This window comes from Nostoc sp. DedVER02 (genome assembly GCF_034530675.2).
In the GTDB taxonomy this organism is placed as follows: domain Bacteria; phylum Cyanobacteriota; class Cyanobacteriia; order Cyanobacteriales; family Nostocaceae; genus Nostoc.
In genome coordinates this window covers 1-25,521 of sequence record NZ_JAVRCP020000011.1, presented here as the reverse complement: position 1 = coordinate 25,521, position 25,521 = coordinate 1, and the positions used below count along the sequence as shown (strand labels likewise).

17 protein-coding genes are annotated in these 25,521 nt (G+C 40.3%); 7 read left to right on the top strand and 10 right to left on the bottom strand.

Annotated features, from left to right (window positions below; genetic code table 11):
• Positions 1–79 precede the first annotated feature (79 nt).
• Complete coding sequence (locus RMZ41_RS13480) at positions 80–613, bottom strand: MgtC/SapB family protein (RefSeq protein WP_322642318.1); 534 nt, start codon at positions 611–613, stop codon at positions 80–82.
• A 372-nt stretch (positions 614–985) separates the two neighbouring features.
• On the opposite strand from RMZ41_RS13480, the gene RMZ41_RS13475 reads away from it, so the two are divergent.
• Entirely contained in the window at positions 986–1,159 is a 174-nt protein-coding gene (locus tag RMZ41_RS13475) for a hypothetical protein (RefSeq protein WP_322642317.1), read from the top strand.
• 56 nt (positions 1,160–1,215) lie between these two features.
• Here RMZ41_RS13475 and RMZ41_RS13470 read toward each other — a convergent pair whose 3' ends face one another.
• The 3 genes from RMZ41_RS13470 to RMZ41_RS13460 form a co-directional block, all read right to left on the bottom strand.
• Entirely contained in the window at positions 1,216–1,770 is a 555-nt protein-coding gene (locus RMZ41_RS13470) for a pyridoxamine 5'-phosphate oxidase family protein (protein ID WP_322642316.1), read from the bottom strand.
• A gap of 99 nt (positions 1,771–1,869) precedes the next feature.
• Complete coding sequence (locus tag RMZ41_RS13465) at positions 1,870–2,394, bottom strand: DUF937 domain-containing protein (RefSeq protein ID WP_322642315.1); 525 nt, start codon at positions 2,392–2,394, stop codon at positions 1,870–1,872.
• Positions 2,395–2,679: 285 nt separating this feature from the next.
• Complete coding sequence (locus tag RMZ41_RS13460) at positions 2,680–4,410, bottom strand: ATP-binding protein (protein ID WP_322642314.1); 1,731 nt, start codon at positions 4,408–4,410, stop codon at positions 2,680–2,682.
• A gap of 266 nt (positions 4,411–4,676) precedes the next feature.
• Between RMZ41_RS13460 and RMZ41_RS13455 the strand changes: the two genes are divergently transcribed.
• On the top strand, positions 4,677–6,230 hold the full coding sequence (locus RMZ41_RS13455) for a GTP-binding protein (RefSeq protein ID WP_322642313.1): 1,554 nt from the start codon (positions 4,677–4,679) through the stop codon (positions 6,228–6,230).
• Positions 6,231–6,326: 96 nt separating this feature from the next.
• Here the strand turns inward: RMZ41_RS13455 and RMZ41_RS13450 are convergent, their stop codons facing one another.
• Positions 6,327–6,989, bottom strand: a complete 663-nt coding sequence (locus RMZ41_RS13450) for a Uma2 family endonuclease (protein WP_322642312.1) — start codon at positions 6,987–6,989, stop codon at positions 6,327–6,329.
• A gap of 286 nt (positions 6,990–7,275) precedes the next feature.
• Here RMZ41_RS13450 and RMZ41_RS13445 point away from each other — a divergent pair, with 286 nt between their 5' ends.
• The gene (locus RMZ41_RS13445) at positions 7,276–9,042 is read left to right on the top strand and encodes a serine/threonine-protein kinase (protein ID WP_322642311.1); all 1,767 of its coding nucleotides are present in this window, start codon (positions 7,276–7,278) and stop codon (positions 9,040–9,042) included.
• Positions 9,043–9,241: 199 nt separating this feature from the next.
• On the opposite strand, the gene RMZ41_RS13440 is transcribed toward RMZ41_RS13445, so the two are convergent.
• The 3 genes from RMZ41_RS13440 to RMZ41_RS13430 all read right to left on the bottom strand — a co-directional run bounded on the left by RMZ41_RS13440 (position 9,242) and on the right by RMZ41_RS13430 (position 15,413).
• Positions 9,242–10,537: a response regulator gene (locus RMZ41_RS13440; protein WP_322642310.1), complete on the bottom strand. Its 1,296-nt coding sequence runs from the start codon at positions 10,535–10,537 to the stop codon at positions 9,242–9,244.
• Positions 10,538–10,542: 5 nt separating this feature from the next.
• A complete protein-coding gene (locus tag RMZ41_RS13435; protein WP_322642309.1) occupies positions 10,543–12,960 on the bottom strand; it encodes a hybrid sensor histidine kinase/response regulator in 2,418 nt (805 codons plus the stop codon).
• Positions 12,961–13,283: 323 nt separating this feature from the next.
• Positions 13,284–15,413, bottom strand: a complete 2,130-nt coding sequence (locus tag RMZ41_RS13430) for a serine/threonine-protein kinase (protein WP_322642308.1) — start codon at positions 15,411–15,413, stop codon at positions 13,284–13,286.
• A 164-nt stretch (positions 15,414–15,577) separates the two neighbouring features.
• On the opposite strand from RMZ41_RS13430, the gene RMZ41_RS13425 reads away from it, so the two are divergent.
• On the top strand, positions 15,578–16,273 hold the full coding sequence (locus tag RMZ41_RS13425) for a rhomboid family intramembrane serine protease (protein WP_322642307.1): 696 nt from the start codon (positions 15,578–15,580) through the stop codon (positions 16,271–16,273).
• Positions 16,274–16,312: 39 nt separating this feature from the next.
• Here the strand turns inward: RMZ41_RS13425 and RMZ41_RS13420 are convergent, their stop codons facing one another.
• Positions 16,313–16,696, bottom strand: coding sequence for a nuclear transport factor 2 family protein (locus RMZ41_RS13420; protein ID WP_322642306.1), 384 nt, complete (start codon positions 16,694–16,696; stop codon positions 16,313–16,315).
• Positions 16,697–17,294: 598 nt separating this feature from the next.
• Between RMZ41_RS13420 and RMZ41_RS13415 the strand changes: the two genes are divergently transcribed.
• Complete coding sequence (locus RMZ41_RS13415; protein WP_322642305.1) at positions 17,295–18,557, top strand: DUF4912 domain-containing protein; 1,263 nt, start codon at positions 17,295–17,297, stop codon at positions 18,555–18,557.
• An 86-nt stretch (positions 18,558–18,643) separates the two neighbouring features.
• Positions 18,644–19,570, top strand: a complete 927-nt coding sequence (locus tag RMZ41_RS13410) for a phosphodiester glycosidase family protein (RefSeq protein WP_322642304.1) — start codon at positions 18,644–18,646, stop codon at positions 19,568–19,570.
• Between the two features lie 197 nt (positions 19,571–19,767).
• Here RMZ41_RS13410 and RMZ41_RS13405 read toward each other — a convergent pair whose 3' ends face one another.
• Positions 19,768–20,136, bottom strand: coding sequence for a hypothetical protein (locus RMZ41_RS13405; RefSeq protein WP_322642303.1), 369 nt, complete (start codon positions 20,134–20,136; stop codon positions 19,768–19,770).
• Between the two features lie 929 nt (positions 20,137–21,065).
• On the opposite strand from RMZ41_RS13405, the gene RMZ41_RS13400 reads away from it, so the two are divergent.
• On the top strand, positions 21,066–25,376 hold the full coding sequence (locus RMZ41_RS13400) for an ATP-binding protein (protein ID WP_322642302.1): 4,311 nt from the start codon (positions 21,066–21,068) through the stop codon (positions 25,374–25,376).
• Positions 25,377–25,521: the final 145 nt, after the last annotated feature.

Sequence of the window (25,521 nt, the reverse complement as noted above, 5' to 3'; positions counted from 1 at the left end):
AAACAATAAATTATTTTTTATTTTTCAATAAAATACCAGGCGGCAATCCGATCAATTTTCCATTGGAGCATAACGAAGGTCAATCATCATCTTCATCAGAGGTGGTTGTGAGATCCTGAGTAGTCCCGTGTTTTCCTTGACTAGTCAGAAATACAAATGCGCGATTCAGGCGCTTTACCCCACTCAGGGTAATTAGAGTCAGTAGTCCTCCCAATAATCCCATTTGCCATAGGCCACAACCAATTGCAGCCCCCAATCCCGCCGCAGTCCAGACACAGGCGGCTGTAGTTAAACCTTTTACTTTTGGCGTTGCAGATTTTCTAGGAGACTCTTGTAAAATCAATCCGGCTCCGAGAAATCCTATCCCGGTAGCTACACCTTGAATTGTCCGACTCAGCGCATTAGTCGCAGCATAGGGACTCTCGCCCTCAACCTGCAAAGGAATCATGACAAATAGTGCGGCTCCCATGCTTACGAGCATGAATGTTCTCATCCCTGCTGGCCTACCGCCTTGCTGACGGTTAAACCCAATCAAGCAACCAACCAGGAGCGCTAAAGACAATCTAAATGCTATATGTGGCCAATCGTTGGCACTAATAAACATTGGCCCCATTGCTTTTTTCTCCTAGAGACAGAGCGGAATTTTGCGTCTATTGTTAGTGGGCTGACTACCCACATTCATAACTGAAAACCTAAGTACAGTAAGTTAATAGGTTTTACGTATATTAAGATGAATTTAACAGAAGGTTAGGGATAAGTAAACTAATGTACACAAACCTGCCATTGTTGTATTCTCCCTACAGATAGAAGGAACAGGACGGGAAAATAGCTATGTCAATGCACAATTTTTGCGATCGCGTCCCGCACGCCGGAGGCGATCTTATTAACATCGTTTAAAATACATTATTATGACAGTAATATAGGAGTTTTTGAAATAACTCTTGCTTCCTTAAGTAGAAAGTAGCAACTATTAAAGGTGAAAAAGATGAATAAGACATTACTAACGATTTTGATGTTTGCATTGTTAATCTTATTCATCATTTCTCCCTTTGCTGGCCTTGCCAGTTTAATGCTGCTAGTGTTAGCTTCGGCATTTTTATCTTTACTAGGAAACTTGTTCCAAGTAATAATTGGTGGTAACACCGATCCAAAAGGCTGATAAAAGCAAAATTATAAATGAAGATAGGGTGTATGAGTAGCACACTTTTGTCAAATTTAGAGTAATCCACTCAATGGTGTTGCTAAACCGTCGATGCTGACAAGATTTTTCTTTTGTTGATATTCTCGAACTCCCTCTTCACCTTTTTTACTAGCCCAGTTGACTAAAGTCTGGCGCTGACCTTGATATTCATAGAGTGGTACGCCAAAACCACAAGAAATCTGTATTTTTTCAATGTCGGCGACGATAATTTGACGAGTTCCAGGCATCGGTACAAACAAAGAGTATAAAGAGTCCCAATCTGGAGAACTCGGTAAAATCGTTTTTCCTTGACCATAAAGACGCAGGATAGACGGGGGTTCTGCAAAGGCGCAAAACATAAAGGTTATCCGCCCATTCTCTTGTAAATGGGCTGAGGTTTCGTTACCACTGCCTGTAAGGTCTAAGTAACCTACTTGCTTGGGAGAGAGAACGCGAAAGCATCCTAAACCTTTAGGAGATAGGTTAACATGACCCGTTGGACTCAAGGGTGCAGAACCAACAAAGAAAAGGTGTTGGGCTGCAATAAAGTTTTGCAGTTCGTCAGTAATACAGTCAAAAAGTTTAGACATACACTGTCTGATTTATGGAATTAGGAGTGGGGGAGACGCGAAAAATCTGTGTCTGTATAAGAGAGATGCGATTAATCAATCGCATCTGTGGGAAAAGTATTACTGTCTCATATACCGACTAGCCATTTGGATGGCATCAGCGATATCAACATCACCATCGCCATCAGCATCCAAGAAGGAATTCAGTACAGGATTGCCGCCAGCTTGCGGATTTTGAGCGTTTGCACCTGATTGCAAAAAATTCAGCACTAAAGGCACTGCTAAAGGTAGCAATTGTTGAACTATACCAGCATCTAATCCAGTGCGCTGGGAAGCAACTTGAGCTACTTGCTGTTGTATCTGAGGAGAAAACAGCGAATTGACGGCTTGAGGATTAGGTGAAGTCCCAGCATATTGATTAACTAGACTTTGTGCGGCTTCATTTCCATCTGTAGCTTGCTTGTCTTGTAAAGCAGAACGCACTTGACTACCCACAATTGACAAGACTGATTGAATGGCAGAAGGGTCTGCACCAGTGCGATCGCTCAACTGTTGTACAGTGTTAATAATTCCTCCCAGTTGCCCTAAGCTACCTTGTTGATTGGGATTAGCGACAGCCCCAAGGATTTGATCGAAAAGTCCCATAAATTTCTCCCTTTGTTCTCAAAAAGCTTGCCAAAACTGGCTTGAAGTGTTTGGTGTAGGCAAACTTTCGTCAGTCCACTAAAAGATTTAAACACCCAAGCTTCTACTTACTGTTAATTATTATGAAAAAATTAACTTTGGAAAGCTACTAGCTCAAGGATAAGAAATCGGTAAAGTGATAAACTAATCGTCATTTAAATTGCACCATTTTCATAGTAGTAAAAGGTGCAAACCCTCTCCCTTGCTCCCAGCAAGAACTGCCCCCCTGCCATCTCAATGTGCAAATTAAATGCTTAACAGCTTACTTGTGGTGGGCAAAGCGATACCTCCAGTGGGCAGAGCCAACGCAAATTCTGTACCTCGATCTAACTCAGACTGGCAGCTAATCTTACCTTGATGTTTTTCTACCACAATCTGATATGCGATCGCTAGCCCCAAACCAGTGCCAATGCCTCGTGGTTTGGTTGTAAAAAATGTTTCAAATATCTTTTTCTGATTTTCTGGTGGAATACCAGGGCCGTTGTCAGCAATTCGCACTATCACCACATTCTGGCAACGCTCTGTAATAATAGTGATTTCAGGCATAAATTCGGGATTTTCAGCCGATTTTTGCTCCAAGGCATCAAGTGCATTGCTGAGAAGATTCATAAATACTTGATAAAGTAAACCTGTGTAGCCTGGAATCCCTGGAATGTCTCCATAACTGCGAACAAGGTTAATCCCATTTTTCAGGCGATTGTTCAGAATCAATAATGTACTATCTAGACAAGCGTGTATATCTACTAACTGCGCTTCACCATCGTCTAAACGAGAGAAATCTTTTAAGCTTCGGACAATTTCTCGCGTGCGTTCAGCACCAACTTTCATTGAATTAAAGAGTTTTGGTAAATCTACTTCTAGAAACTCCAAATCAATTTCTTCTGCTAGAGTTTGCACAGCAGTGGAAGGTTGAGGAACTTCGGCTTTGTATATTTGCAGTAATGCTAATAAATCGTCAGTATAGGTTTTTGCGTGTACGAGATTGCCAGAAATGAAATTTACAGGATTATTAATTTCATGAGCCACACCAGCTAGCATCCGTCCTAAACTAGACATTTTTTCACTTTGAATTAGTCGAACTTGGGCTTCAGCTTGTTGTTCTTCTAAAAGGTGCTTTACCTGTTGGATTAGCTGGTTAAGAGAAGTAGTTAAAGCCCCAACTTCATCTTGAGTAATTACGGGTGCTTGCAAGTCAAAATTAGCTTCTTGGCTAACTCTTTGAGCGATATCTGTCACTGCTTTAATAGGATAGGCAATGATTGTACTGGTGTAGTAAGCCAAAATAGCAGCGATCGCTACTGACAGCAGCATAGCACTAATAATAATCTGAGCTTGGATAAGCGCAGCTTGTTTTTGGGCTAGATCGACTTTCTCTTGGCGTTCTTGAAGTGTTTGGGCAAAGTCGGTTAACTCATGGGAAAATTGATAAAACTTGAGAGCATCCCGACTTTGAGTGAATTTCAAGATTAATTGCTGTGCTTTTATAGCTCCCTCTGGCTGTGAACTTAATGGCAAAATTTGTCGAATCAGCGCCCTGAGTTGTTCAAAATATACGGCTATAGTACTGTTATGCTTTGTGAGCAGAGTTTGTAAATCCGATTGGGAATTGGTTTGACTAAATTCTTGTGCCTGAGAAACCAATGTTTCAACTTCCGCCAGATCGGTTTTAAAATCAGATATTCCTCTTTGCAACGCTTGCGGCTGCTGTAAAAAAGGCACTATTTCTTGCTGATGAATCTGTATTTTCAACACTTCGCCTTGTAAACTACTTAACAAGGTTCCTTCTTCATCTACCAAAGCCATCTGTTGTCTTGCTTGTTGAAAGTAGCGATCGCCTATTACCAACCCTGCTGTTGTTCCTAAAACTGCAACTCCCAAAGCCAAACCGTATCCATAAAAAATTTTTTGCCGAATACTAAGGCGATGGAATTTTTGTTGAACCCAGTTAAAGTACTTTAATTGAGGTATTGCAGTCATGGTATTACTCGCTGTTGAATTTTTGACTAGGCGGTTTTTCAGCAAAAACAAGAAATCCAGCCGCAAGTGAGAACACATTTTATCCAAAATGCGCTCTTAGTCTATCAAAAGGGACTTTTTCTACCCTGGTCAAAAATACTGAAACTATGAAGATTAGATGTATCTCTATACTGAGATATAACAATCTGAATTTGATCTCAAAAAACCCTGAAACTATTAAGATCAGAAGCATCTGCCTACTGAATACCCACTAATCTTTCCCAACCATGCCACTGTCGCGCATAGTCACGCTAATTGTTGGTCTGATCGTCATTTTGGGGCTAGCCCTATGGCTAATTGATTCCCTATCGCGCCTCTATTGGCAATTGTCCTATTCGCCGTTGCTTGGCAATTTGCTGCTGTTGCTGCTGATTGTCCTTATAGGAGCGTTGGTTGCCGCTTTTGTCTATTATGTTTTGGTAATTCAATCTGGGGAAAAGCGATCGCGCCGCAACCCCAAGCGAGTCACTGCGGCCCAAATTCCTGCGGCTAAATCTGACGCTGCTTCTACAACTCTCCAAGCTGTGCGCCAACAGGTAGCGCAAATTCAAGATGAAGTCACACGTCAAGCTTTATTAAGCCGATCGCGCGAGATTGAAGCGAACTTAGCACGGGGTGAAATTCAAGTAGTGGTATTTGGTACGGGGAGTGCTGGCAAAACTTCCCTAGTGAATGCAATTATGGGACGCATGGTGGGTCAAGTAGATGCACCGATGGGTACAACCCAAGTTGGAGAAACCTATTGTCTGCGGTTGAAGGGATTAGAACGCAAGATTTTAATTACAGATACGCCAGGGATTTTAGAAGCAGGGGTGGCGGGAACGGAACGAGAACAAATGGCGCGAGAACTAGCGACAGAAGCAGATTTACTGTTGTTTGTGGTGGATAACGACTTACGACGCTCAGAATATGAGCCATTGCGGGGGTTAGCAGAAATTGGCAAGCGATCGCTTTTAGTTCTTAACAAAACCGATCTATATACAGATGAAGATAAAGAAGCCATCCTTGCAAGATTACGTCAACGGGTACGGGGATTTATTGCTACTAATGATGTAGTGGCGATCGCAGCTAATCCCCAATCTGCACAACTAGAAACTGGCGAAACCTACCAGCCGGAACCCGATATTGTCCCTTTACTGCGGCGCACAGCTGCTGTTTTACGCGCCGAAGGTGAAGATTTGGTGGCGGATAACATTCTTTTGCAATCTCTGCGATTGGGAGACGAGGCGCGAAAACTAATTGATGGCCAGCGCCGCCGTCAAGCTGACAAAATCGTAGAACGGTTCCAATGGATTGGTGCTGGTGTCGTATCAGTCACACCCATACCAGTGGTAGATTTATTAGCGACAGCAGCAGTCAACGCTCAAATGGTTGTGGAAATTGGCAGAGTCTACGGCTGTGAATTAAATATGGAACGGGGGCGAGAGTTAGCCCTTTCTTTAGCGAAAACTATTGCTAGTTTGGGGATTGTCAAGGGAGCAATTCAATTATTATCTACAGCGTTGCAACTCAATGTTGCTACCTTTCTAGTTGGTAGGGCAATTCAAGGCGTGACAGCAGCTTATTTAACACGAATTGCTGGTAAAAGTTTTATTGAATACTTTCGTCACGATCAAGACTGGGGTGATGGTGGAATGACAGAAGTTGTGCAGAAACAGTTTCAAATTAATCGCAGAGATGAATTTATTAAAGCTTTTATTCAAGAAGCGATCGCGCGAGTAGTGAAGCCGTTACAAGACAAATCTGAAGTACTTGAACACGATGAAGAAATCAATAATTAAACAATTCAAAATTCAAAAAACATTTGCTTATTATTAAGCTACAAAAAGTCAAGATAAAAAAGAATGCATCAAGCAGCAAGTCTTTAGAACGCATATTTAAAGTGTATTAGGGTCAATTTTTTGCTGTTGTAATTTAGCTAAAAGATTTTGCAATTGTTCTTCAGGCGTTAAGTACCTACTATTATTCTCGTCATACCAATATAGCCATTCCCGTGTTTTTCCTTGATAGGTTCCTCTTTCAATTCCAATACCTAAACCAATTTCAGGCATCCAGAGTTTATCTCCTGGTTCTAAAATGTATTTACCCTCAACTAAACGGTAAACTTCTAAACGTTGTCGCTTTCGTCGCAGACGTGTTGGAGCATAAATTACATAATATAAAATACCTAAGTTGGCATAATCTATTTTCTTTTGTTCATATTCACCGTTGTAAGTTTGAGACACAACCTCTAAAGCTAAAATTGGCACAATTCCATCTTCTTCCCAAAGAACATAACTAGAACGTCCATTTTCTCCAACAAAACGTTCTACACCCAAGCTGAGAAATCCATCTGGAACAATGGCAGGGTTACTGGGTGTATAATAAATTCCCATGTTGATGCCGAAAAACCAATCATCACGGTTTTGCCAAATTAAAGCTAAAGTAGCTAATAATAAATTAGGAACTAATATTTGTAGTTCGTTATCCACGGGTGTATCATCAGAATCTGGTAATTCTACTGATGAAGGTACGCAGTCTAGCGGATTGTAGTTGAACATAAGCAGTCTTCAATCCCCAAAATCACAATTTTCACTTATTTGCTTATAACTCAAGGGTAACTCAGGTTGCACATCAGAAGCCTTTGTTTGAATTCCATCGAAAATAGTTAATCAAATCAAGAATACAAATTTTAATAAAAAATCATATTTTTTACGCAAAAATACTTAAAAAATTAAACATACATTTAAAGTATCAAAACTCTGTTTATTTATTTCTAAAGTATTCCGGAAACAGGAGGTAATGTCAGAAAAACTAAATAATAAGGACTTACTGAGTAACCAGGTCATGACTAACCACATAATCGGTAAATTACTACAAGGGCGTTACCAAATTGTCCAAAGCCTGGGTGCAGGGGTATTTGGACAAACATACATAGCTGTAGACGTAGATTATCCGCAGAGTCCCAAATGCGTTGTTAAACAGATTAAAGTCAACAGTTCCGAACCTGGCTACTTGGAGATGCTGAGGTTAATGTTTCTAACTGAGACTGAAACCCTTAAGCTTCTGGGAAGCCATCAACAAATTCCTGAGTTTATCGCCTGCTTTGAAGAAAATAAGCAGTTTTATTTAGTACAAGAGCTAATTGAAGGACATGCGCTGACTGCTGAATTACCTATTGCTCAACAGTGGGGGTGTCTGTGGAATGAAAGAGAAGTTGTAGAATTTCTAATAGATGTTTTAGGTATTTTAGAATTTGTTCACTCTCAAGGCGTAATTCATTGTGACATCAAACCGGAGAACTTGATTAGACGTAATAGCGATGCCTTACGCAAGTTAGTTTTGATTGACTTTGGCTCAATCCAGTCTATCGATTTTGGCATCGGTGCAGAATTACCGATTTATCGGATTCCCGTCACCTCATTAGGATACATACCACCAGAGCAATTTATTGGTCAAACACAGCCCAACAGTGATATTTATGCTTTGGGTATGATTGCTATCCAGGCTTTAACTGGGTTAGAACCACTACAATTAAAAGTCGATCCTCATACTAATGAAATTTTTTGGCGTTCTCAAAACACGCCAGTCAACGATTATCTAGCTGCTGTTCTCAGCCAAATGATCCGCTACGATTCTCAAAATCGTTTCCAGTCAGCCAGTGAGGTGCTACGGGTACTCAAACAAATAGTATGGGAAACTCAGCCACTAGAAACGTTAGAAGCAGATAATCAATTTTTTCCAGAAGCGGCAATTGAAGGGGATAATTCTACACCTAGCAAATTATCTCCATTGTTCACAGGAATGAAAGTCGGGTTGGCAGCTAATTCTTTATTGATGGGATTTGGTGCATATTCTTTAATTAATACTGCCCCAGCATACTCAGAAACAGAGACTTTATCTAAAGCCACACAAGAATATCAAGCTGGGGATTTGCAAGAAGCGATCGCACTTATTAAATCAATTCCCTCCCACAGCAATGTTTATCCAGAAGCGCAAGCCACAATTGAAGAATGGCAAGAAGAATGGCAAGTTGCTGCTCAACAATACCAAATAGCTCAAATAGCTTTTCATGAGAGCCGATGGTCAGATGTTCTTGATGCTGTTTATCAAATTCCAAAAATTTCATATTGGCAATCTAAAACAGATAAACTAGTTCAGCAAGCATACGTTAACATTGAGGCACAGACACAAGATTTATTAGCAAAAGCTTATGAAAGTGCCGAGATAAAAGATTTTTCTAATGCATTACAATATCTGCGCCAAATCCCTAAAGAAAGTCGGGCTGGTGCATTAGTTCAAGAAAAGTTAGCTGAATACGATCGAAAGCGCCAAATCAGAGCAGCTTACTTTTTACAGAACGCTTATAAAAAAGCATCTGTTGGTGATTTTGAGCGGGCTGTAAAATTTCTCCGAAATATTCCTCAAGATGCTCTAGTTTATGCTCAAGCTCAAGTTAAATTGAATGAGTATACTCAAAAACAACGTGTGCAGGCTAGTAATCAAAGTGTAGCCTATGCAAAAAGAACAAATTCATTTATCTCTAAAAACTCAGCTAATAAAATTGAATATCTTCAGCAAGTAAATTACCTGCAAGAAGTGAATATTCGATAATAACAGTAATGTTTAGATCAATGGAATTGTTACATATAGCAATTTTAAAATGCGACTAGGGACATAATATATTGTCCCTCTAGTCCTATGGTTTATTAAATTAAAAACAGGCTCGCGGAAGTTAGGTTGTTAATTCCTGAATCACTGAGCTAGTGCATTAAGAAGTAATGGTTGCTTTTATTTAGTTTACAGTTCTCATTTATCGGATGGGTAGTTCAATGATAAATTCTAAGCCTTCACCTGGATTGGAATTGTATGTGAGCTTACCGTGATGATTATTAACCACAATTTGGTAAGCAATAGATAGACCAAGCCCTGTTCCTTTGCCGATAGGTTTTGTTGTGTAGAAAGCATCAAATATTTTTGTTTGATCTGCGTTGCTTATACCTAAACCATTATCAGCAACTTTTAAAATAACTTGCTCTCCAACTGTCTCGGTTTTAATTTTAATCACCCCAGGATTTTGAGAAATTGTATCAATATCTTTATTTTTATTTTTTTCTTCAATTGCATCGATGGCATTAGAAATTAAATTCATAAAAACCTGATTTATTTCGCCGGGGAAACATTCAACAAGTGGCAAATCTCCATATTCTTTAACTAATTTGATGCCTGGTTGATGAGCATTTCGCTTAAACCGATGTCCAAGAATCAGTAATGTACTTTCTAAGCCTTCATGCAAATTAGCTAGTTTTTTACCAGCTTCTCTGTGGCGCGAGAAGTTGTTTAAATATGACACAATTTCTGTAACGCGATCTGTACCAACTTGCATAGATTGAATAATTTTAGATAAATCACCTAACAAAAATTCAAGATCGCTTTTTTGAATTGCAGTTTGAAGTTCATCTGGGGGTTCAGGCAGATATTTTTGATATAGGTTTAGTAAACTAACTACCTCTTGTACATACTTTTCAACAAAATTTAAGTTGCCAGCTATAAAATTGATGGGATTATTAACTTCATGAGCAATTCCTGCTGTTAGTTGACCTAAAGCTGATACTTTTTCTGCTTGAATCAGTTGAGTTTGAGTCTGTTGTAATTCGGCATTTTTAGCGATTAAGGTTTTTGTCAAATTTCTCAGTTTGAGGTGATTTTCAATTCGTACTAAGACTTCTTCATGCTGAAAAGGTTTAGTAATATAGTCTACGGCTCCTAATTGCAAACCTTTGACTTTATCAGCAGTTTCTGAAAGGGCTGTCATAAAAATGACTGGAATATCTTTGACACGAGGATTGCTTTTTAGCTGTATACACGTTTCAAAACCATCTATACCTGGCATCATTATATCCAGCAAAATTAAATCAGGTAAATCATCATTTTCTAATCGCTGAAGGGCTTTCTCTCCACTGCGTGCTGCCCAGACTTCAAAGTTAGACTGATCTAAAAAGCTGGATAACACTTGTAAATTGGCAGGATTATCGTCAACGATTAAAATAATTCCCCTATAAGGAGCATTATTGATAGATTGGTTTTGGTTTTCAATAATTGTTTTCATACTGTTTACACTGCATATTTAGTCAAAAAACTTAGAATTAAATCTTCATCAAATTGCCTTGCTAGTTGCCGTAGTTCGTTAGCAAATGGGGCAAAGCTTATGTTTGTTTCCTCCAGTTCATCGGCCCACTTGAGAATGGCATTAAAGTTACCTTTAGTGGCTAAGGTGACTAATTCTTGCAATACTTGTGGAGAAGGAGGAGTTAATTGATCGGTTACTATCGTTGCTTCTTCAGCTTTTTCTCCTTCAGGCTGAGATTGCTTGTAAATCCATACCAAATTTAAGTATTGTTCTAGTTTATGCAACAATTCATCTACGTGTATAGGTTTGCTTAAAAAGGCGTTACCTCCAGCTTGCAGACTGCGATTTTGGTCGGCTTCAAAAACACTAGCGGAAGAAACGATAATCAATACATCCTTAATTTCTGGAGTGTGACGCAGGCGTTTAATTAATTCAAACCCATCCATTTCTGGCATTAGCAAATCTGTGATGATTAAGTCTGGCTTGAGGGCGATCGCTTTTTCTAAACCTTCTTTACCGTTACTGGCTTCAACGACGTTAAAACCCAGTGGTTGCAGTAAGTTTGTAATCACTGTGCGATTCTCCCAGCGATCGTCAACCATCAGGATGGTGTAGGGGCTACCTTCAAAGCCAATGATTTGTTTCTCTGGTGCAGTCATCGCAGATTGTACCCAGTCAGTGGCTTCGGGTATCTCTAACTCAAACGAGAAGCTACTCCCCTGATCGATCTGACTCTTAACATGGATATCGCTACCCATCATCTGTACTAACTGCCGAGTAATAGCTAAACCTAGACCAGTACCTTCAGCTTGGCGCTTTTTATCACCTACTTGTTCAAATGGTAAGAAAATTTTGCTCAATTCTGCGGGAGTTATGCCAATTCCCGTATCTTCTACAGTAAAGCGAAGTCGATATTTCATTATCTGCCCATCATTGGGAGGTTGATTGATTACTTCAATATTGAAAGTAACCCGACCTTCATCTGTAAATTTGATGGCATTTCCCAATAGATTTAATAGCGTCTGACGTAATCTTTTGACATCAATGTGAACCCCTATAGGCAAGTTAATCTGGGGTTTATAGATAAACGAAATGCCCTTTTGTTTAGCCCGAATGTGGCATATTTCGACAATTCCTTGGATAAAGGAGGGAAAATGCACATCACAAGAATGCAATTCTAGCTTTTTCGCTTCAATTTTGGAGAGATCCAAAATATCATTAATTAAAGTCAGCAGATGAGTGCCGCATTGTTCAATAATATTGACGTGATATAGCTCTTGCTTAGGTAAAACTGGGGAACGCAGCAAAATTTGGGCACAACCAAGAATGCCATTCAAGGGTGTTCGCAGTTCATGACTCATGTTAGCTAAAAATTCGCTTTTAGCATGGTTGGCTGTATCAGCCGCAGTTTTCGATTTTTTCAGTTCGCGTTGTTCAAATGCTTGCACTTGCCACAAGACAGTAATCATGGTGACAGTTAATCCACCGACAATTAAGGCGATCGCATCGAGGAATTGCAATCGAGATTCGATATTTTGGCGGGGAATCACCAAAGCTACAGACCAATTAGCAACTTTCAACGGCAGATAAGCTACATACTTTTTAGTGCCGTCAATTTCCATTAACTCAATTCCCTGTTGTTTGTTTACCATCCTCTGGGCGATCGCGTTTAAATTGCGATCGCCAATTTTCAGCAGGCTGGGTGCAGGTTTTTCTACAGTTGACATTAATGCCGAGTTAGGATGCACGATCGCTTGTCCTTGAGAATTGAGAGCAAAAGCATAGCTGTTCGTGCCGTATTGCAGGGAATTGACAACCTCTGCAATGCGATCGACTCTCACATTGCCCTGGAAGGCCCCGACAGGGGAACTACTGCTAGCAGAATTTGACCAAATCGGGGTAGCGATCGCAATTAAAGGAATTCCTGTAGAACGACTAATGAAAGGATCGGAAATATTGCTCTTTCCCGCAATTGCTTTTTGAAAGTAGTCTCGATCCTGAATATTTTTATTCGTTCGACCAACTTTTGTATTGGAATATGAACCATCTGGGTTAGCAATTTGAAAAAGGAAAAATTCATTGATTCGCTTAACTTCTGCTTTTAAATAGGGTTGAGCTACAGGCCAGTTTAAGGAGCCTACAGTTGAAGTATTAGCTAGGGTTTGTACTTCAACTTGGCGAACATGTAACCACTCCTCAATTTCAGCACCCCCTCTCTGTACCTCTAAAAAAGCACTATGTCTCAAATCTTTGAGCATCAGATTTCTAGCAGCTTGATAGCTGAAATAGGCAGAAATGCTAACTATAACTGTAGTGCCGCCAATAATAAATCGAATCAGTAAATTTCGTGAGGAATGATTTTCTCTGTCAGGTGTCGCTAGGCTGGAGTTTTTTTGTATCAAGGGTTAGATCCTTAATTACATAGTTCGGTAAAAAGTTCTCGGTTATATTTAGATTTCCCAAGAAATTACCGTTGCTCACAGCTTTTGGTAAAATAAACAATAAATTTATAGAAATGCCATGAATTATAAGTTTTGATAGAAAATATTCTTTAATATCAACTAAAATTCCAATGATTACTTCTAATCAAGTGTTGTTAAAAATTCATAATTACAAATTAGGTAAATCTTACAGCATAGCTTTGCTTAGAGCGTAGTGGTAGCAAATCCACTTTCCTATAGCATCTCCAAGAGATTATCATTACGAATTACGAATTATTAATCTACTAAGGCGTTGTCTGTGGTGGATTAGTAGGAGTAGGAACTGGGATAACAGGCACAATTATAGGCTTTGGTTTCTCGCCTTGCAATTGAATCTGGGCTTGATTGCGTCCGTCTATAGCTTGTTGATAATTAGGCTTGTATTTTATGGCTCGATCGTAAGACGCGATCGCATCTTGAAACCGTTTTAAATTTAATAGGGCATTGCCTCTACTATACCAGCTTTCGGCATGGTCTGGTTTATAACGAACTGCCTTATTATAAGATGCGATCGCATCTTCATATTTTTGCAAAATATATTGTGAATTCCCCAGATTGTACCAGAGTTGATAATCTCTTGGCTTCAGGGTTGCAGCTTTACTATAAGCTTTTATTGCTTCTTCATAGCGTTGACTTTGATGTAGCGACCAACCCAAGTTATACCATGCTTGATAACTGCTAGGATTGTATTTTATTACTTGATTAAAAGATTCAATTGCTTCTGCATAACGTCGCAAATTCAGCAGGGTATTACCTCTGGAAAACCAGGCTTGATAATAATTTGGCTGGTATTGTACAGCTTTATCATAAGCGTTGAATGCATCTTGATAGCGTTGTAAATTAACTAGTCCATTCCCCAAATTATACCAAGCTTGCTCGTAGTCGGGTTTTAAATCAACGACTTTTTGGTAGGCTGCGATCGCTTCTTCATATCGTTTAGAATACTGTAAAGCTAATCCTTTTTTATACCAAGCTTCATAATTATCTGATTTCAACTCAATCGCTTTTTCATAAGCTTTAATTGCTTCGTCATATTGGTTTAAATTACTAAAAGCTTCACCCTTAGCATTCCAGACTTCTGAGCTTTCACTATTTAATTGTAAAGCCTTGTCAAAAGAAGCGATCGCTTCTTGATATCGCTGTAGACTTGCCAATACAAAACCCCTTCCACTCCAAGCCTCAAAATAATCTGGCTTAATTTGAATGGCTCTATCGTAAGCAAGTAATGCTTCTTTGGATTTTTTTAATTTATACAGTGTTTTGCCTTGACCATTCCAGCCTTTAGCATAATCTGGTCTAATATTAACGGCTTTTTGATATACTTCTAATGCATCTTGATAACGTTGCAAATCAAAAAGTGTATTTCCTTGCTTGGATAATTCTATAGCGTTATTTGAATTAATGTGATTTAAAACAAATATTGATGCTACTCCGCTAACCCCAACTAAAAATATTGTTAGTAAGGCTTTACCTAAAATACCTTTTTTCGGTTGAGGTTTCGTTATATTTTTTGGTGGATAAATAGGAGTTAACGCTATTGTCTCAGTAGGTGGTAGTGTTAACTCTTTCAGCGCTTGTAATGCTACCGTAGCCGAAGAATAGCGCTGTCGAAAGTCATAGCACACCATTTTATCTAAAAATTCAGCAAACTCTGGCGTTACTGTGGCTTTATCGCGCCAGATAATCTCATTAGTCTCAGCATCTTTTACTATTTCTTCTGGTAATAATCCAGTGAGAGCTTGAATAGCAATTATTCCTGTAGCATAGATATCACTACTTAATTTTGGCGTACCATGAGCTTGTTCACTAGGGATATATCCAGGCGTACCTATAGCAACAGTACCTTTGGCTGAACCTTCGGGAGTAATTATTTGAGTAGTAATTTGTTTAACAGCACCAAAATCAATTAATATTAATTTGCCATCTGGATGTCGTCTGAGGATATTTCGCGGATTAACATCGCGGTGAATTACATTCTGTTGATGAACAAATTCTAAAATTGTCAAAAGCTCTTGTAAAAGTGAAATTACTTGTTCTTGACTGAGGGTTTTACCTGGTATTAATTCTTGGCTCAGATCGTGACCTTCTATTAATTCCTGTACGAGATAAAATTCGGCGTTCTCCTCAAAATAAGCTAAAAGTTGGGGAATGCGATCGTGAGTTCCTAATTTGTAGAGAACTTGTGCCTCTGTATCAAATAAACGCCTAGCTGTCTCCAAAGTTACCGGATCGTTTGCCTGGGGTTTGAGTTTCTTGACGACACATTGAGGTGAGCCGGGTAATTGAGTATCATAAGCAACAAAAGTTTCACCAAAACCCCCTCCTCCCAAGTTACTAATAATTTGGTATCTTCCAACAAGTGTGTTTCCCAGCATCTCGTTTGCCTACTTAAGTGCGATGCGATCTGATTTCAATCTTGCCACACGTTAAAGAAAATTGAGGGAGTGGAGAGCAGATAGCAATATTTACTGTTCCTTTCTTAACTACGAATTACATTCGCGTAGCGTGCCGGAGGCTCTACTACGAATTAAGAATTAGTATGATTCCTATCAGTGATAATATTCGTTGTTGGAATAAGCCAATTATTACTTATTGGCTTATTTGCATTAATATTGCTGTATTCTTATGGGAACTCCAACTAGAATTTAGTGATAAGTTGGGTTATTTTGTCAATACTTGGGGTGTGATTCCAGCCCAGATTAGTGAGGCAATTACAAATGCATTCTTCAACAATGCTGCTTGGATAATTGTCATTTGGCGGTCATTTTCACTACTTTTTGGAATATTTCTGCACGGTAGTTTTAGCCAAATATTGGGAAATCTGCTATTTTTATGGGTTTTTGGTAAGACTGTAGAAAATATTCTGGGACATAGAAGCTATCTTGGATTGTATTTGGCGGCTGGCATTTTAACACGGGTTTTACAAATTTTGGCTGAACCGAGTTTGACAGTACCATTAATTGGGGCAAATGGCGCGATCGCAGCTATTCTAGGGGCATACGTTATGAAGTTTCCTCAAGCTAAAATTGACACCATTTTGCCGCTAATCATTGTATATATTCCTATCCAACTTCCAGCCTTTTTCTATATATTTTGGTGGTTTGTGCAACAGTTATTTTATGGCATAGGCAGTTTAAATATTCCGCCTGTTGGCGTAAATCAATCGCCTGTTGTCTTCTGGGGACAGATTGCAGGATTACTCATTGGTGGAGTCTTCATACGATTAAAAAAATGAATTATTCGTCTTGATTTTGAGTTAGATATAACTCTACCCTTACCGTAAAATGGGACTGCCATGATGATGAACTAAATACCACTTGCCACCAAGAAAGTGAAATATGTTTGTAGCTGTTGATTGTGCTTCAAGTCTTCTCCCAGCTACTACTTGGAAAACGTTTTCTTTCAGTACAACATAAGCAATATTATCAATTAATTCTGTCGTAATTATATCTGTATTTATTTCTATATAAGCGGTGTTTTTAAATATCTGTTCCCAAGAGGTGCGAATCTCCTTCCAACCTCGCAGTATATTACTTCCAGGATGAATACAAAAACTACCAGTTCCTTGTGACCATATTGTACTCATTATCTCAATATCTTTTCGTTCAAAAGCTCGATAAAATGCTGCATTCGCTGCTAATACTTCATCCTTTGTCATAGGTAATCAAATATTAAAATTCAGGAGTTATGAGTTAACTAAGTCGGCACTGTAATAAGAGATAGGACTCATATTTTATTTTTGAAATACAGCATTTAGCTTTTGCCACGCCACTACTGACAAAATCAGGTTTGTTTATATACATTAAAATTTTTCACAGACTTACTTATGAGTCAATCAATTATAACTCTCAAATTACGCTCAACATCTAATGTCATAATTTCATGACATTGTTACTGCTATCTGGATATTTAGTCAGCCATAAATGTCATGATTTTATGACATTGCGATCCCAAAAAGGCTTATGAATTCGTGAAATAGGCAAAAAACCTACTTCTTACCCCTTGATCCCTAGATATGCTTAGTGGTTAATATTGACTTAACAAAGCGAACTTCTCCGATCCCAAAGAAATGCTAATTTTGGCATAACCAGGAATTGGTTGAAAGTTATCTCAATTTAAAAACAGATTAAAAAACTTAAAACTGGGCAAAACCAGGAGTCAGGAATAAGAAATTCATCTGGAGTGGATGAGATTTTATATAGCATTCTTTAACCAGGGGAAATCATTTACCGCTTACACTACTGGAGGCCAAATTAATGGCAAAAGAACGCCCGCCACTAGAGGAGATGACCTTACGCCAACTACGAAAAGTTGCTAGCGAATATAGCATCTCTCGCTATAGTCGAATGCGTAAATCACAATTGCTGGCATCAATTTTAGAAGTACAGCGCAGCAAAAATTTGCTCAGTCCATCTCGTTCATTGGAGGCTCAAGAAACCGTGGAAGCTGCTAAGTTTGAATTAGGTCAGGAAGATCGTACAGGTGGATCTCTAGCTGATGTTGATGAAGGACTCGCAGATTTGCCTTCTGGCTATGGAGAAAGCCGGATTGTCTTATTACCGCGCGATCCTCAGTGGGCTTACACTTACTGGGATATCCCCAATGAACACAAAGAGGAACTGCGCCGCCAAGGGGGACAACAACTGGCACTACGGATTTATGATGTCAGCGACATCAACATCGAATACCAAAGCCCCCACAGCATTCAAGAATATCCAGCTGATGAATTAGCTAGAGAATGGTATTTACCAGTTCCAGTTAGCGATCGCGATTATGTGATAGATATCGGCTATCGTGCTGCTGATGGTCGTTGGTTAGTACTAGCTCGTTCTGCTAGAGTACACATTCCCCCCGTCTATCCTTCTGACTGGATTGAAGATGTCTTCATTACTGTCAACTTTGAAGAAGATTTACGTGGTAAGACTCAGTACGAACTAGTTCCACCTGCCAAGAAAATTGCAGCTACCTCTAACGGTAACGCTGTTGTCAATGGCAACGGCAATCCTATCTACGACGAAATCTTTGGTTTAGCCGAATCTGCCGAAGCACTACGGGTTGCTGGTTCTATCTTTGGTTCCCAGCATCAAGTACCAGGTTCAGCGCGTCCAGAACAAGCTCTTAGTTCCTACATTTTCCCATCTGGTGTAGGTCTGTGGGCAGTTCCTACCGTCTCTGGCTTAACCGCTTCTGGTGTAGGAATGTCAGGTGTTGGCTTCTCGGCTTCCGCCGTTCCAGTGCGTCCGCGCCAATTCTGGTTAATTGCTGATGCTGAGTTGATAGTTTACGGTGCAACGGAACCCGACGCTACCGTAACCATTGGCGGCCGTCCAATTAAGCTAAATCCAGATGGCACATTCCGCTTCCAGATGTCCTTCCAAGATGGTTTAATTGACTATCCGATTTTGGCTGTAGCTGCTGATGGTGAACAAACCCGGTCAATTCAGATGAAATTTAACCGTGAGACACCATCTCGTAATACCAATACCAAAGAAGAAGCTGTTGTTGAATGGTTCTCTTAAGTTTTGGTTATCAGATTAATTCCAGACTGAAATTTTAAATTATTCCCCGCTATAGTAATTCTGTAGCGGTTTTTTTTTGCATTATTATGCCAACAAAAAAATTATTTTTGTTATTTATCTTGATAATTGGTGCAAGCTTATTATCAGGTTGTCAAGAGATTGAAGCAAATTCAGTCCCTAAAGCATCTAAAACTTGCCCTGGCAAAGATCCTAAATTCAGCATTGATTTTTTTAAAACTAATAATCAAGGTAAAAAAAATCCTAGAGGGATTAATCATGTGATTATTTTTAATCCCAAATCAGCAGAATTAGATTTCAAAGTCAATGTTGGTCTATCTCATAAACTCTACGCCAAAGATGCAAGGGGCAAATTGCGTAAAGAATATGTACCAAAACAGTTTCGTGAAATTATTGGTGATGAGAATGCCAAATTAAACGGACAGCTACCCATTGCTGCAATTAATGCTGACTACATAGATACTGATAATAAACCACAAGGCTTAAATGTCTCTCGTGGTGTAGAGTATTCAGGAGCATTTAAAAATAAGCGTTCTTCCTTTGGGATATCAGGAGGCACGCCCAATCAGCGACAGGCTACTATCCAAGCCGGGAGAAGAAACAGTGATATTCTGAATTACAATTTAGTGGGCGGTAATGGCAGATTCTATCGTCAGGGTAAGTTTAAAGATATTTGTCAAGATTTGGGAGAATTTGCTTGTAAAAATGCGACTAATCGCTCTCTGGCAGCTATCACCGAGCGAGGTTATGTAATATTATTAGTTAACGACTTGAAAGCTAATTCAGAGATTGAATTATCTCAACTTAATCAAGAGTTACTGCCAGATATGTTTGATAATGTCCTACAAGGCATTGCTAGCAATAACTGTTTAGGTAAAATTCAAGAAGGAATTTTATTTGATGGAGGGATGTCTCCAGGATTGTATTATAACCAAAAAACTTATGTAGAAAATCTAGGGCCGATTGGTTCAGTTTTTTTGATTTACAAAAAATAAAATATTTGATGCATGAATCCGGTTTGATTTGGAGAAAATATCCGTAGGATGTGAGCGCAAAGAGTACGGCATCAAACCCTTGATAAGAGTGCGTTACAAATTAATTTCTGCTTTCCTGTTCGCCATTCCCTATTAATAGTTCCCTCTTTCTACGAGTGATTCAGGAATCAAATCGGATTCTTATAGATAACTAAATTTTAAAATACTGACTCTTGAATTTTTCGTAAATTCTCTAGCTTGTTTGGATTTACCCAACGATTGACAAATTCGTGGTTATGTTTGTATACCTTAATTTGTACTTGCTTAGAACTTAATTGAACTACTTCGGCAGGAATTCTTTGGACATCGTTAGAATCAGCACGAGACTTGTAAAGCCAAATAACTTTTTGCCCTACTTGAAAGTAATCAGGATTAGTAATTAAAGAAGGTGCTTTTTCTGCCCAAGAAGGCAAAGTAACTGCTAAGTTGATTAAAAGTACTAAAACCACTAGAGTAATTTGGAAAAGTTTCATAATCGTCGCACTTGTCTTGGGTTTGTCGGGGCAATCAATTTGCTGCTCTAACATTCAACTATTCTCCTCCTTTATTTTATCAAAGTTGAAAGGTAGGTACTGTGAACTACCCAACACCCAATACTGCTCTGGGTTTTGCATTTTTAACTCGAAATTGGATTTGGGGAAAAGGTTAAAGGTTTTTTCTTTCCCTTTTTCCCTTCCCCTTTTCCCCAAAACCTAACAAGTATTGACCCAAAACCCATCTGAGTAGATATAGCGTATTGCCCTAAAAAGAAAATCTTTCTTTTCGACTATTGTTTGTGTAGGTCTTGTAAAGTTCAAATCTCTACTTATTTCCAGGATAAAGTAACTTGTAGAATAAAATCAAATAGTCTTGTTTTTTAAAATGATAAATTAAACTTATGAGAATCTGATTTGATACAATCTCTATCTCAGGGGTAGTAGACGCAGAAGGATATTTTGTCGTAAAAATGTATAATATATGGCTCCCAGTGTAAGCTTACTTTTGTCTAATATTGGCAAATTAATTAGTGCCTTGCGGCAAGAGTTAATCTATCTCAAGAAAGAAAAATCTACCGCTGGTAAAATGGAGATGTAAAACCTCATCATTTAAGTAAGAATACAGCAAATTAGTAACCCCCTTAAGTAGTAAGTGAAGAAGTTAAATTATTAAAAAAACAGACTTTTGAGAAAAGTAGTAGGCTTTGTGAGTTATGAATAAGAATTAACCTTGTAGGTTAGAATATCGCTCATATAAAGCTGACAATACAACATAGCCAAAACAGCAACTTGCCCGAAAAGGCGATTTCAATGCTTTGAAAAGTCATAGCAGAGTTGGTGTTTCATCAATGTATGTGCCTTTGAATATCCTCTAAAATGAATGTTTAGGAGCATCAACGTCTAATTTAGAGGAAATTCTGACCATAAAGACGACCACAGATGTAGCCTGTAACCGACGCATGACCAATCGAGAGGAACTAATGAAGAACGAGTCAACGTCAGCAAGCAACGCCGACGTAAATTTACTTCTCGGCGGCGGTGAGATGGGTGCTAGGATGCGAGAAGTGGACTGGTCAAAAACCTCTCTTGGCCCAACACAGCAGTGGCCACAGAGTTTAAAGACTGCCGTGCGGATTATGCTAACTTGCCGCCAACCGATGTTTGTCTGGTGGGGCGAAGAACTCATAAACCTTTATAATGACGCTTACAAGGCTATTATTGGCGGCAAACATCCAGAAGCCCTGGGGCACCCAGCTTCTGATGTGTGGCGGGAAATATGGGATCAGGTAGGGCCTCGCGCCGAATCAGCGATGGTGAAGAATGAGGGTACTTACGACGAAGCGCTACTGCTAATTATGGAGCGCAACGGCTACCCAGAGGAAACTTATTATACTTTTTCATATAGCCCGGTTCCTAATGACCAAGGCGACACAGGTGGGATAATTTGTGCCAACACAGAGGACACTCAACGCATCATTGGTGAGCGTCAGTTGGCACTTTTGCGCGAACTAGCGGCTAGGACAGCAGACGCGCGGACATTCGATCAAGCCTGTACGTTGAGTGCAAATTGTTTGGAGAGCAACCCTTACGATTTGCCTTTTGCAATGATTTATTTGGTCGATCCAGATGAGCAGCAAGTTTTTCTGGCTGGAACGTGTCGGATTGAAAAAAATCATGTCGCGGTTCCTGAAACAGTGGATCTCGATGCTGATTCAGTTTGGCCCTTTGCAGAAGTCATCAAAACACATCAAGCAATACTGATTTCTGATTTGGAAGTGTCTTTTAGTAGTTTACCTTGTGGTGTTTGGCAGCGATCGCCCCATCAAGCGATCGCAGTGCCAATTGCCCCATCCGGTCAGACGGGAAAAGCAGGTATATTAATTGTTGGATTGAATCCCTTCCGGCTATTCGACGATAATTATAGAAGATTCATTGATTTAGTTGCCGCTCAAATTGCAGCCAGCATCGCCAACGCCCAAGCTTATGAAGAAGAACGCAAACGCGCCCAAGCTTTGGCAGAAATCGATCGTGCTAAAACTGTCTTTTTCAGCAACGTCAGCCACGAGTTTCGGACTCCCCTAACTCTGATGTTGGGCCCATTGGAGGAGACTATAGCCAATTGTAGCAACCTACTGCCAGCCAAAGAACGAGAGCAGTTAGAAATGGTGCAACGGAATGGACTTCGCCTGCTTAAACTAGTCAACAGCCTCTTAGATTTCTCACGCATCGAAGCCGGACGAATTCAAGCCTCTTATGAACCCACCGATTTGGCCAGTTTCACCGCAGAACTAGCTAGTGTATTTCGTTCAGCAGTAGAACGCGCAGGGATGCAATTATCGGTCAATTGTCCTTCTCTTCCCACACCAGTGTATGTAGATCGGGAAATGTGGGAAAAGATTGTTCTTAACCTGCTATCGAATGCATTCAAGTTTACAATGGCTGGAAAAATCTCAGTCAGCTTGCAGTGGACAAGCGATCGCATTGAGTTCGCAGTCCAAGATACAGGCATCGGTATTCCAGCAGAAGAAATCCCCCACCTTTTTGAACGATTCCATCGCGTCAAAGGGGCACAAGGACGCACTTTTGAAGGGTCAGGAATTGGATTGTCACTGGTGCAAGAATTGGTGCAAATGCATGGCGGAACAGTTAAAGCAACCAGTGTTTTAGGAGCAGGCAGTTGCTTTACTGTATCAATTCCAACGGGATATGCTCATTTGCCCCCAGACCGAATTAGTGCCCCTCGAACCTTAGCTTCAACTGCATTAGGTGCAATACCCTATTTAGAAGAAGCCCTACGTTGGCTGCCGGAAGAAGTAGGGATTGGGAACTGGGAACTAGGAACTGGGGAAAGGGAACTGGGAAAATGGGAAACTGGCGAAGGGACAAGGGAAGAGTTTTCCCAATCCCCAACCCCCATCGCCCCTAATCCCCAAAGGGGGCCCCGAGTTACCCAATCCCCAATTCCCCGAATTCTCCTCGCTGACGATAATGCAGATATGCGCGATTATGTCAAGCGGTTGTTAAGTCAGCAGTATGAAGTGGAATCAGTGGCGGACGGTTTAGCTGCTTTGGATTCTGCTCGTGGGCGTGTCCCAGATTTGGTACTGACGGACGTAATGATGCCTGGATTAGATGGTTTTGGATTGCTGCAAGAATTACGGGCTAATCCGCAGACAAATAAAGTTCCAATCATTCTGCTGTCGGCGCGGGCGGGGGAAGAGGCACGGGTGGAAGGATTAGAAGCGGGAGCCGATGATTACTTAATTAAACCGTTCTCTGCTCGGGAATTGCTGGCGCGGGTGGAGGCAGCCTTAAAAATGGCTCGTCTGCGTGAAGAGGCAATGCAACGAGAGCAAGGGTTACGGATTGAAGCGGAGGTTGCAAAAGCGCACTTAGAAACTGTCCTAGCTGGCATCCAAGACCAGTTTTTTGTGTTGGATCGGCAAGGGCGTTATACCTTTGTCAACGATCGCCTAGCAGAAGTTGTTGGTGTCCAAAAGAAAGAGTTGCTAGGTAAAATCATTTGGGAAGTGTTTCCAGATGTGGCCAAAAGCGAGTATTATACCCAAGTTCATTGGGCGATCGCACAACAGACATCTGTTCAGTTTGAATACTTTTATCCCGCTTGGCAACGCTGGTTTGAGAATCGCGTCTACCCCTTTGGTGAAGGAGTAAGCATCTTTGTTACAGAGATCAGCGATCGCAAACAGGCAGAAAAAGCCCTTCGTAAAAGCGAAGAACAGTTCCGTAACATGGCTGATAATGCCCCCTTCATGGTTTGGGTGACAGATAGCGATAGTTACTGCACCTATCTCAGTAAAAGCTGGTACGATTTTACCGGTCAAAACGAAGAAACGGGTCTGGGATTTGGTTGGTTGAAGGTCATACATCCAGAAGATTACGATGAAGTTAGGAATGTTTTTTTGGAAGCCACCACGCACTGCACGGCTTTCCGTATAGAGTACCGCTTACGGCGCAAAGATGGAGTGTATCGTTGGACAATCGATGCTGCGAATCCTTGGTTTGGGGTGGACGGTGAGTGTAAAGGTTACATCGGCTCAGTCATTGACATTACAGAACGCAAGAATGCAGAAGCCGAACGCGATCGCCTCCTAGAACTTGAGCAAGCTGCTAGAACTGAAGCCGAAACAGCCAACCGGATTAAAGATGAGTTTTTGGCGGTGCTTTCCCATGAATTGCGATCGCCTCTCAATCCCATTCTTGGTTGGGCGAGACTCTTACAAACTCGTGAATTTCAAGCAGCAGAGATCAAGAAAGCGATCGCAACCATCGAGCGCAATGCTAAATTACAAGCTCAACTGATTGAAGATTTACTGGATGTCTCTCGGATCTTACAAGGCAAGCTCAACCTGAAGATGTTTCCCGTTAACATAGTACACGTGATTGAGGCGGGATTGGAAACAATGCGTTTGGCAGCAGAAGCTAAAGATATTCACATTCGGACAATGCTGGATGCTTCTTTAGAGCAAGTTTTGGGTGATTCTGGCCGTTTACAACAAGTAATTTGGAATCTGTTATCGAATGCCGTCAAATTCACTCCTGAAGGAGGACAAATAAACATTCAACTAGAACGCATTGAGACTCAAGCTCAGATTACCGTCAGCGACACAGGTAAGGGAATCAACCCTGACTTTCTCCCTTACGTATTTGAATATTTTCGTCAAGCTGATGGCACAACAACCCGAAAGTTTGGTGGTTTGGGGTTAGGGTTAGCAATTGTCCGTCATTTGATCGAATTACATGGTGGCACGATTTGGGCAGAAAGTTTAGGGGAAGGACAAGGAGCTATTTTTACAGTTAGGCTACCCTTGATCAAAAAAGAGTTAATCTCAAAACAACAGATAAATATCGATCCTTTAAATCCCTTTTCTTTAGATGAAATCCTTACAGGTATCCAAATTTTAGTTGTAGACGATGACGATGATACCCGGGAGTTCCATACATTTGTGCTAGAACAGGCTGGTGCAAGGGTAATTGCTGCGGCATCAGCCAAAGAAGCACTGCAAGTATTTGCAGAGTCAGAACCAGATGTTTTGCTCAGTGATATTGGAATGCCAGAGACAGATGGCTATATGCTGATACGCCAAATTAGAGCATTGCAGGGACAAGCTAAACAAATTCCTGCGATCGCTTTAACTGCTTATGCTGGAGAAATTAACCAGCAACAAGCATTTGAATCAGGATTTCAAAGGCATCTTTCTAAACCCGTCGAACCAGATGAGTTAGTCAAGGCAATTGCAACTTTGATTGGCAGGAAAACAAATAACTGAGTCTCCAAAAACTATTCAATAAACGCCACTATTTTGGCATTATCGGGCTAGCGATCGCATCATTGAATCCCACATTCCGCAGGTGCGATCGCAAATGCTGTATTTTTAGAAATAACCTAAATGCTGCATTTTAAAAGCATGACAG